Consider the following 10,153-nt stretch of genomic DNA (forward strand, 5'->3'; position numbering starts at 1 on the left):
CTGCAGCAGGTCGTCGATCTTGCCGCGCAGCGCCGCGTCGTCCTTGGCCAGGCCGACACCGTAGGGCTCGGTCGAGCACGGCTTGCCGACGACCTGCAGGTTGTCGCGGTCCTGCGAGGCGAAGCCCTTGAGGATCGCGTCGTCGGTGGTGACGGCGTCGACCTCCTTGGTGAGCAGCTTGTCCACGCACTGCGAGTACTTCTGGAACTCGACGATGTTGCCCGGCTCGGTCAGGCCCTGCTCCCGCACGCGCTGGATCGGGGTGGAACCGGTCGCCGAGCAGACCTTCTTGCCCTTGAGCGTGTCCTTGCCGGTGATGGAGTTGTCGCTCCTGCGCACCAGCAGGTCCTGGCCCGCCTGGAAGTACGGGCCGGCGAAGGAGACCAGCGCCTTGCGCTTGTCGTTGATGGTGTAGGTGCCGACGTAGTAGTCGACGTCACCGTTGGAGATCGCGGCCTCGCGGGCGCTGGAGTCCACGGTCTTGTAGGTGATCTTGCTTTCGTCGATGCCCAGCCCGGCCGCGATCATCTTCGCGATCTCGATGTCGAAACCGGCGTACTTGCCCGTGGTCGCGTCCTTCTGGCCCAGACCAGGCTGGTCGTCCTTGACCCCGATGGTCAGGCCGCCCTTGCTCTTGATCTTGGCGAAGGTCGGGGATCCGGCGACGTCCACGTTCTGCTGCACCGTGTAGGCGGGCAGCGCCGCGGCGGCGTTGTCCCCCGTCCCGCCCGAGGGCGAACCTTCCTTGCCGCAGGCGGTGAGCGTGAGCGCGCCGACCAGCAGCCCTGCCGCCAGGGTGCGGATTCTCATGCGAATGTTCCCTGCTTCCTGTAGAGGCGGCGCCCGGCGCGCCGCGGAATCTCCCTAGTGGGTCAAGATCTTGCCGAGGAAGTCCTTGGCACGGTCGGACTTCGGCTTGGTGAAGAACTCGTCCGGCGTGGCGTCCTCGACGATCTCGCCGTCCGCCATGAACACCACGCGGTGCGCGGCGCGTCGGGCGAAGCCCATTTCGTGCGTGACCACGAGCATCGTCATGCCCTCGGCGGCCAGCCCCGTCATGGTGTCCAGTACCTCCTGCACCATTTCCGGGTCCAGCGCGGAGGTGGGCTCGTCGAACAGCATCACCTTCGGCTTCATCGCCAGTGCGCGGGCGATCGCCGCGCGCTGCTGCTGCCCGCCGGACAGCTGCGCCGGGTACTTGCCGGACTGGCTCGCGATGCCCACCCGCTCCAGCAGTTCCATCGCGGTCTTGCGGGCCTCGGCGGTGGCGATCTTGCGCACCTTGACCGGCGCCAGCATCACGTTTTCCAGGATGGTCTTGTGGGCGAAGAGGTTGAACGACTGGAAGACCATCCCCACGTCCGCGCGCAGTGCGGCCAGCGCCTTGCCCTCGCTGGGCAGCGGGGCACCGTCGACGGAGATCTCACCCGCGTTGATCGGCTCCAGCCGGTTGATCGACCGGCACAGGGTGGACTTGCCGGAACCCGACGGGCCCAGCACCACGACGACCTGGCCGCGCGGTACCTCCAGGTTGATGTCCTTCAGCACGTGCAGATCGCCGAAGAACTTGTTCACGCCCGCAGCCCTGATCATGGGCGGCGCCGACGTCGTTGCGCTCATCGAACCTCCATTACCGCGCTCATCCGGCGATCTAACACCGAAGCGTCGACCGACGCTGACAAAATTGATGAAAACCTGATCAACCGCAACCCAGGTGTCATCTCGGGCACGGTGCGCCAAGTACCTTAGTCACTCTCGGTTGCGCCTCCGGGCGGGGCCCGGACAGGGTGGCAACCTGGTGGCAACGGCAGTAGCATTCGAAGTATGAAACTGAGTGTCAGTCTCGGTGAGGAGGACGTCGCCTTCCTCGACGAATACGCAGCACGGACGAAGGCCGGATCGCGCTCGGCGGTGCTGCACCGGGCCATCGAACTGCTCCGTGCCTCACAGTTGGAGGATGCCTACCAGGCGGCCTGGGAGGAGTGGGCCGCGGCGGAGGCCGAGGACTGGGAGACTACGGTCGGTGACGGCGTGGCGGCACGCTGATGCACCGTGGCGAGATCCGGCTGGTCGACCTCGAGCCGGTGCGCGGCACCGAGGCGAACAAGACCCGCCCGGCGGTGATCGTCAGCAACGACGGGGCCAACGCGGTGGCCGCCCGCCTGGGCCGCGGGGTGGTCACGGTGGTTCCGGTCACCTCGAACGTCAACCGCGTGTACCCGTTCCAGGTCCTGCTGCCCGCGGCGGACTGCGGACTCAAGACCGACTCCAAGGCGCAGGCCGAGCAGGTGCGCTCGGTGTCGGTGGAGCGCATCGGCCGCCGGACCGGCCGCGTGCCCCCCGCGGTGCTGGCGAAGATCGACCAGGCGCTGCGTCTTCATCTGGGCTTGTGAAGTCCCGGCGGCACCGGGTTTACCCTGGTAGCCGATGAACACGGCAGAGTCTGTCAAGACGTATCAGATCCGCACGTTCGGCTGTCAGATGAACGTGCACGATTCCGAGCGCCTCGCGGGACAACTGGAAGAAGCGGGCTATGTGCCGGCCGGGGAGAGCGCCACGCCCGATCTGGTCGTGTTCAACACCTGCGCGGTGCGGGAGAACGCGGACAACAAGCTGTACGGCACCCTCGGGCACCTGCGGCCGATGAAGGAGGCCAACCCCGCGATGCAGATCGCGGTCGGGGGCTGCCTGGCGCAGAAGGACCGCGGCCGGATCGTGCAGCGGGCGCCGTGGGTGGACGTGGTGTTCGGCACGCACAACCTCGGCTCGCTGCCGGTGCTGTTGGAGCGCGCCCGGCACAACTCCGAGGTCGAGGTCGAGATCCTCGAATCGCTCGAGACCTTCCCCTCCACCCTGCCCGCCCGCCGCGACTCGGCCTACTCCGGCTGGGTGTCCATCTCGGTCGGCTGCAACAACACCTGCACCTTCTGCATCGTCCCCTCCCTGCGGGGCAAGGAGCGGGACCGGCGGCCCGGCGAGATCCTCGCCGAGGTCCAGGCGCTGGTCGCCGAGGGTGTGCTCGAAGTGACCCTCCTGGGGCAGAACGTGAACTCCTACGGCCAGGAGTTCCGGGACCGGGCAGCCTTCTCGAAGCTGCTGCGGGCCTGCGGCCCGATCGACGGGCTGGAGCGGGTCCGGTTCACCTCGCCGCATCCGGCCGCCTTCACCGACGACGTGATCGACGCGATGGCCGAGACCCCCAACGTCTGCCACCAGCTGCACATGCCGCTGCAGTCCGGCTCGGACCGGATCCTGAGCGAGATGCGGCGGTCCTACCGCTCCGCCCGTTATCTGTCCATTTTGGACAAGGTCCGGGCGGCGATGCCGGACGCCGCCATCACCACCGACATCATCGTCGGTTTCCCCGGCGAGACCGAGGAGGACTTCGAGGCCACCCTCGAAGTGGTCCGTCAGGCCCGGTTCGCCAGCGCGTTCACCTTCCAGTACTCGAAGCGGCCCGGCACGCCGGCCGCCGAGATGCCGGGGCAGTTGCCAAAACAGGTCGTGCAGGAACGCTACGACCGCCTGGTGGAACTGCAGAACGAGATCTCATGGCAGGAGAACAAGAAGCTTCTCGGGCGCACGGTCGAACTGCTGGTGGCCACCGGCGAAGGCCGCAAGGACGCCGAGACCCACCGGATGAGCGGGCGTGCCCGCGACGGCAGGCTGGTGCACTTCACGCCCGGCGGGCCCGCCGTCGACCGCGAGGTGCGGCCGGGCGACATCGTGCGGACCGTGGTCACCTACGCGGCCCCGCACCACCTCGTCGCCGACGGAGATCTCCTGTCGCACCGGCGGACCCGGGCCGGTGACAACGTGGAAGCCGGGCTGCGGCCGAAGACGGACGGGGTCAGCCTCGGGCTGCCCTCGTTCGGGGCCCCGGCGGCGGCCCTATCGACAACAAGCGGGTGTGGAGCGTGAACGACGTGCCGAACGGGACGGAACTGGGCAAGCTGGGCGAGGACGTCGACCAGGTGGTCCGCAAGGCGGCGCGGACCGTGGAGCTGGGCAGGCGGGGCTTCGTGCTCTCGCTGCTGGTGTTCGCGCTGCTGATCGGCCAGCTGCTGCCGTGGGTGGGCCAGCACGCGGGCTGGCAGGTGCTGCTGGGCCAGGGCGGCCCCGTTCCGCAGTTGTTCGCCGCCACCTCGACCGCGTTCGGGGTGTTCGCCTCGGTGCTGGCCCTGCTGACCCGCCGCTGGTGGCTGGCCTGGGTGTGCGCCATGGGCGGCTGGTTCGCCTCGGTGGACGGCCTGCTCGCGATCTGGTCGCAGCAGTCCTCCCACGCGAACAACATCGCGGGCAGCGGCCCCGGCATCGGGATGATCATCGCGCTGGTGGCGATGGTGTTCCTGGCCGGGAACTGGATGAAGACGGCCTGGTCCCGGACCTGAGCTCCTGTTCGGGGAAGTCCGCGGCGAGCGTACGGGCCAGGGCGCGGAACAGCCGGACCGAGGGGTTCGGGTCGTGGGCCCGCGTGGCCAGGACGCTGTGGTCCCACGGCGCGTCGACCACCGGCACGCAGACCGTTCCCGGCCACGGGTAGTAGCGCGCGAAGGAGCTCAGCGCCGAGCCCGCTCCCCGTCCGGCCGCCACACTCGTGAGCACGTCGTGGGCGGTGAGCGCGTGGTCCGGGCTGCGGTGCGGGGCTTCGCCGCCGCGGGCCTCCATGAAGTAGAGGTAGTCGGTGAACGGCCGGGGCGTGTGCGGCGGCACCGTCACGAACGGCAGGTCCAGCACGTCGGCCAGGCGCAGTTCCCCGGCCGAAGCGTAGTCCGAGCGCGCGGGGACCACGACGATCCGTTGCTCGCGGGTGAGCGGATCGACGGCGATCCGCTCGTCGTCCACCGCAGGCCGGACGAAGGCCACGTCGACGCGGTGGGCCAGTAGCGCGGTGAGGTGCTCGGTGAAGGTGAGCTGTTCGAACACGAGCCGGACGTGCGGGCGGGCGCGGGCGAAGGCGCCGGTGATCGCCGGGGTCAGCTCCGCCGAACCGTGCGCCATCACGCCGATCCGCAACGTGTCCTCGGCCGTCCCGGTCGTGCCCGCCACGTCATCCATCGCCGCGTTCACCGCGTCCAGCAGGCCGCGGGCGTGCTGGGCGAACCGTTCCCCGGCGGCGGTCAGCCGGACCGGCGCGCGGTGGAACAAGGCGGCGCCGATCTCCCGCTCGAGTTGCTGGATGTGCCCGGTCAGCGCGGAGGGGGACAGGAACAGCCGGGTCGCGGCCCGGCCGAAGTGCTGTTCTTCGGCCACCGCGAGAAACGAGGTCAGACGGCGCAGATCCATCGGTACCGACGATCGGTGGCCGGTCCTCCCGCGTCAAGTCCGTTCGGGAAAACCGAATGTAGGAGGGCACCGGCCGGGGTGGGCGGTTACCTCGGAGTATGAGCATCATTGACGATCACCGGGCGGAGGGAGTGCGGCTGGGCTGGTTGCGGGCCGGTCTGCTGGTCGCCGCCGCGGGATGGGGGGCCAACCAGTTCTCGCCGCTGCTCGCCGCGTACCGGCGGCAGCTCGGGCTGTCCGCGGCGGCGGTCACCGGCCTGTTCGCGATCTACGTGTGCGGCCTGGTGCCGGGCCTGCTGCTGGGCGGCCCGGGCGCGGACCGGCTCGGGCGGCGCCGGATCGTGCTCGGCGCCGTCGCGTTGTCGGCCGTGTCCACCTTCGCACTGATGGGCGATGCCCCGGCCCTGCTCGCCCTGGGACGACTGGGTTCCGGTGCCGCGATGGGGGCGGTGCTCGCGGCCGGCAGCGCCTGGGTCAAGGAACTGTCGCACCCGCCGTTCGACCCGGCCGCCGCTCCCACCGCCGGGGCGAGGCGGGCGAGCCTCCTGCTCACGGCCGGGTTCGGGGTCAGCGGTCTGGTCGCGGCGTTCCTCGCCCAGTGGGCCCCGGCGCCGTTGTTCACCGCCTACCTGCCGCATCTCGGGCTGGCCGTGGTGGCCCTCGTGTTCGCCGTGCCCCTGCCCGAGACAGCCCCTGCCCGCGCCGGGAACGGGGCCTCGGGAATCCGCGACCCCCGTTTCCGGCGGCTCGTGGCGCCGGTCGCGCCCTGGGTGTTCGCCGCGCCCAGCATCGGGTTCGCCGTCCTGCCCGGCCTGGTCGCCGGGCATCTCAAGGGCTTCGAAACCGCCTACGCGGGGGTGGCCATCGCCATGGTGCTGGGGAGCGGACTGCTCATCCAGCCGCTCGGACGGCGCCTCGCCGCACGGGGAGTGCTGACCGTGGCGGTCAGCGGGCTCGGTGCCATCGCCACCGGTCTGCTGCTGGGGGCGGCCGCGGCGGTGTCCGGGCAACCCGTGGTCGCGCTCGCCGCGGACGTCGTCCTCGGTGCCGGTTACGGGCTGTGCGTCACCTTCGGGCTCACCGAGGTCGGCAAGATCGCGCCCCCCGGGGGCCTCGCCCGGCTCACCGCGATCTTCTGGGCCCTGACCTACATCGGGTTCTGCGCACCGTACCTGTTCGCCCTGCTCGGTTCGGTGGCGTCGCCGCCGGTGATCCTGACCGGGGCGGCGGGCCTGGCCGCGGTCACCGCGATCGCCGTGCCGCTCCGGCACCGGTAGCCTGCTGGGCGGAATGCGCAGCGTCGAAACGGTTCTCGCCCTCGTCGTGCTGGCCACCGTGGTGGCGGCCTTCGCCCAGCGTCTGCGCGTTCCCGCCCCGTCGCTGCTGGTGGTCGCCGGTGTGATCGCCGGAGTGCTGCCCGTGGTGCCCGAAATCCGGGTGAGCCCGGAGGTCGTCAGCCTCGTCGTGCTCCCGCCCCTGCTGTTCGCCGCCGGGGAGGAGCTGCCGTGGCGCGACCTGAAGGCGGTGTGGCGGCCGGTGACCGTGCTCGCGCTCGGGCTCGTGCTGGCCTCCGCGGCCGCGGTCGCCGCGGTCGCGGTGGCGCTCACCCCGCTGCCGCTGGGCATGGCGTTCGTCCTCGGCGCGGTGCTCGCCAGCACCGACCCGGTCGCGGTCACCGGCGACCATCCGCACGACCGCCCCCGCAGTGTGCCCGTCACGGGCGAACCCGGGCGACGGCCCAGCGCACCGGTGACCGTCACCTTGGCTGCCGGGGAAACGGTCGAACTGGATCACGGTGCGGTGGTCATCGCCGCGATCACCAGTTGCACCAACACCTCCAACCCTCAGGTCATGCTGGGTGCCGGTCTGCTGGCCCGCAACGCCGTCAGCCGGGGCCTGCGGCCCAAGCCGTGGGTGAAAACCACCCTCGCCCCCGGGTCGAAGGTCGTCATGGACTACTTCGACCGGGCCGGGGTGTTGCCTGCGCTGCGCGAACTCGGGTTCGATCTGGTCGGTTACGGCTGCACCACCTGCATCGGCAACTCCGGCCCGCTGCCCGAACCGGTGTCGCGTGCGATCGCCCAGGGTGACCTCGCGGTGTGCTCGGTGCTGTCCGGGAACCGGAACTTCGAGGGGCGCATCCACCCGGAAACCAAGCTCAACTACCTGGCCTCACCGCCGCTGGTGGTCGCCTACGCGCTGGCCGGCTCGATGGACACCGATCTCACCCGTGATCCGCTCGGGGCAGGCCCGGACGGGCAGCCGGTGTTCCTGCGCGACATCTGGCCCGGCTCCCAGGAGATCGACCAGACCGTCGCGGCCTGTCTGGACACGCGGATGTACCTCCGCGACTACGCCGACGTATTCACCGGCGACGAACGCTGGCAGGCACTACCCATCCCGACCGGGGACACGTTCGCCTGGGACCCGGGCTCCACCTACGTGCGCCGTCCACCGTTCTTCGAGGGCCTGCCCCCGGAACCGCAACCCCTGCGCGACATCGAGGGTGCGCGCGTGCTGGTGCTACTCGGCGACTCGGTGACCACCGACCACATTTCCCCGGCCGGCGCGATCAAGCGCGACTCGCCGGCCGGTGCCTACCTGCGAGAGCACGGAATCGCGCCCCGCGAGTTCAACTCCTACGGCTCCCGGCGCGGCAACCACGAGGTGATGATCCGCGGCACCTTCGCCAACATCCGGCTGCGCAACCTGCTCGCCCCGGCCACCGAGGGCGGTATCACCCGGCATCTGCCCGACGGTGAGCGGATGACGATCTACGACGCCGCGGGGCGCTACGCCGCCGAAGGAGTCCCGTTGCTGGTCATCGCCGGTAAGGAGTACGGGTCCGGCTCCTCCCGCGACTGGGCGGCCAAGGGCACCGCCCTGCTGGGCGTCCGGGCGGTGCTCGCGGAGTCGTACGAGCGGATCCACCGCGCCAACCTGATCGGCATGGGCGTGCTTCCCCTGCAGTTCCCACCCGGCCGGAACGCCGCCGCACTCGGCCTGTCCGGTGAAGAGGTGTACTCCCTGCACGGCCTGGCCGGGGACGGTGAGCTACCCGAGCGGGTCCGGATCACCGCCACCGCGGCGGACGGGGCAACCCGCGAGTTCGATGCGGACGTCCGGATCGACACGCCCGGCGAAGCGGACTACTACCGCCACGGAGGGATTCTGCCCCATGTGCTCCGCCGGATCGCCGCACCCTAGCGGACCGTCCACACAGGACGCTGTCGACGCGCTCCTGCGCGCCGCCCAATGGTTCTTCCCCGGCGAGCAGTCCGCCGACCGCCGGGTGCTGTACCGGGAGGGCGGCCGCGGCGCGGAGGAGTTCTCCCGCGAGCGGTGGCGCCACGACCGCGAGGTCCGCTCCACGCACGGGGTGAACTGCACCGGGTCGTGCTCGTGGAAGGTGTACGTCAAGGACGGGATCATCACCTGGGAAACCCAGGCCACCGACTATCCCCTGGTGGGGCCGGACTCTCCGGAGTACGAGCCGCGCGGCTGCCCGCGCGGGGCGTCGTTCTCCTGGTACACCTACTCGCCGACCCGCATCCGCTACCCGTACGTCCGGGGGCCGCTGCTGGATTCGTGGCGGGCGGCGCGGGCCGAACACGCGGATCCGGTGGCGGCATGGCGATCGATCACCGGCGACACCGACCGCTCGACCGAGTACAAGCGGGCGAGGGGCAAGGGCGGGTTCGTGCGGTCCACCTGGCACGAGGTGATCGAGCTGATCGCCGCCGCCCAGGTGCACACGATCCAACGCCACGGCCCCGACCGGATCATCGGCTTCTCGCCGATTCCCGCGATGTCGATGACCTCCTACGCGGCAGGCACCCGGTACCTGTCGATGATCGGGGGCACGATCTCGTCGTTCTACGACTGGTACGCCGACCTGCCGATGGCCTCGCCCCAGGTGTTCGGGGACCAGACCGACGTACCGGAGTCCGGCGACTGGTTCAACGCCGGCTACCTGATCGTGTGGGGCACGAACCTGCCCATCACCCGCACCCCCGACGCGCACTTCATGGCCGAGGCGCGCTACCGGGGCCAGAAGGTCGTGGTGGTGTCGCCGGACTTCTCCGACCACACCAAGTTCGCCGACGAGTGGCTGGCCGCCGCACCGGGCACCGACGGGGCGCTCGCGATGGCCATGGGCCACGTCATCCTGGCCGAGTTCCACCGCGACCGCCGCGTGCCGCGCTTCGCCCGCTACGCCCGCACCTACACCGACCTGCCGTTCCTGGTGACCCTGACCGAGCGCGGTGAGGGGTTCGTGCCGGGCCGGTTCCTCACCGCCGCCGACCTCGGCCACGGCACCGAGCACGCCGAGTTCAAAACCGTACTGCTAGACGAGGCCACCGGACGGCCGCACGTGCCCAACGGGTCGCTGGGTTTCCGGTGGGCCGGTGAACCCGGCCGCTGGAACCTCGACCTGGATGTCGATCCCGCCCTCACGCTGTACGGACGGCCCGCCGCCGAAGTCGTCACCGTGGATCTGCCGCGCTTCGACCGCGGACGGGGCGAGGGCGGTGCGGCCCTGCGACGAGGCGTTCCCGCCCTCCGGCTCGGGGATCACCTGGTGACCACCGTGTTCGACCTGGTGATGGCCCAGTACGGCGTGGCGCGCGACGGCCTGCCCGGCGACTGGCCAAGCGGCTACGACGACGCCGGGCATCCCTACACGCCCGCCTGGCAGGAGGCGATCACCTCGGTGCCCGCCGCGGCGTGCGTGCGGGTGGCCAGGGAGTTCGCCCGCAACGCCGAGCGCACCGGCGGCCGGTCGATGATCGCGATGGGGGCGGGCACAAACCACTGGTTCCACTCCGACCAGATCTACCGGACCTTCCTGTCGCTGCTCCAGTTG

The 10,153-nt window shown here is 70.6% G+C and carries 10 protein-coding genes; 7 read left to right on the forward strand and 3 right to left on the reverse strand.

Annotation, left to right across the window (positions count from 1 at the left end; all coding sequences use genetic code 11):
* Together FNH05_RS22830 and FNH05_RS22835 are read right to left on the reverse strand one after the other, a co-directional pair.
* The coding region (locus FNH05_RS22830; protein WP_144590763.1) for a glutamate ABC transporter substrate-binding protein at nt 1-810 on the reverse strand (810 nt) is incomplete at its 3' end.
* 54 nt (nt 811-864) lie between these two features.
* Entirely contained in the window at nt 865-1,593 is a 729-nt protein-coding gene (locus FNH05_RS22835; RefSeq protein ID WP_186382684.1) for an amino acid ABC transporter ATP-binding protein, read from the reverse strand.
* Between the two features lie 231 nt (nt 1,594-1,824).
* On the opposite strand from FNH05_RS22835, the gene FNH05_RS22840 reads away from it, so the two are divergent.
* From FNH05_RS22840 to FNH05_RS22855, 4 genes are read left to right on the forward strand one after another with little or no spacing between them, the layout of a single operon-like run.
* The gene (locus FNH05_RS22840) at nt 1,825-2,046 is read left to right on the forward strand and encodes a ribbon-helix-helix protein, CopG family (protein ID WP_144590765.1); all 222 of its coding nucleotides are present in this window, start codon (nt 1,825-1,827) and stop codon (nt 2,044-2,046) included.
* On the forward strand, nt 2,046-2,393 hold the full coding sequence (locus FNH05_RS22845) for a type II toxin-antitoxin system PemK/MazF family toxin (RefSeq protein WP_144590766.1): 348 nt from the start codon (nt 2,046-2,048) through the stop codon (nt 2,391-2,393). Before FNH05_RS22840 ends, FNH05_RS22845 begins: the two co-directional genes overlap by 1 nt.
* 34 nt (nt 2,394-2,427) lie before the next feature.
* Nucleotides 2,428-3,921, forward strand: coding sequence for a tRNA (N6-isopentenyl adenosine(37)-C2)-methylthiotransferase MiaB (gene miaB / locus FNH05_RS22850; protein WP_144590767.1), 1,494 nt, complete (start codon nt 2,428-2,430; stop codon nt 3,919-3,921).
* A 5-nt stretch (nt 3,922-3,926) separates the two neighbouring features.
* Entirely contained in the window at nt 3,927-4,391 is a 465-nt protein-coding gene (locus tag FNH05_RS22855) for an Rv2732c family membrane protein (protein ID WP_425458477.1), read from the forward strand.
* Here FNH05_RS22855 and FNH05_RS22860 read toward each other — a convergent pair.
* Nucleotides 4,324-5,286: a LysR family transcriptional regulator gene (locus tag FNH05_RS22860; protein ID WP_144590768.1), complete on the reverse strand. Its 963-nt coding sequence runs from the start codon at nt 5,284-5,286 to the stop codon at nt 4,324-4,326. The two genes, FNH05_RS22855 and FNH05_RS22860, sit on opposite strands and share 68 nt — an antisense overlap.
* Nucleotides 5,287-5,384: 98 nt before the next feature.
* On the opposite strand from FNH05_RS22860, the gene FNH05_RS22865 reads away from it, so the two are divergent.
* The 3 genes from FNH05_RS22865 to FNH05_RS22875 all read left to right on the forward strand — a co-directional run.
* Nucleotides 5,385-6,563 carry an MFS transporter gene (locus tag FNH05_RS22865; protein ID WP_186382683.1) on the forward strand — a complete coding sequence of 393 codons (1,179 nt, stop codon included), beginning with the start codon at nt 5,385-5,387 and terminating at the stop codon, nt 6,561-6,563.
* Between the two features lie 13 nt (nt 6,564-6,576).
* A complete protein-coding gene (gene acnA, locus FNH05_RS22870; RefSeq protein ID WP_144590769.1) occupies nt 6,577-8,493 on the forward strand; it encodes an aconitate hydratase AcnA in 1,917 nt (638 codons plus the stop codon).
* A partial coding sequence (locus FNH05_RS22875) for a molybdopterin-dependent oxidoreductase (RefSeq protein ID WP_144590770.1) occupies nt 8,465-10,153 on the forward strand: 1,689 nt, incomplete at its 3' end. The genes acnA and FNH05_RS22875, both read left to right, overlap by 29 nt.

It is taken from the genome of Amycolatopsis rhizosphaerae, assembly GCF_007713715.1.
GTDB lineage: Bacteria > Actinomycetota > Actinomycetes > Mycobacteriales > Pseudonocardiaceae > Amycolatopsis_E > Amycolatopsis_E rhizosphaerae.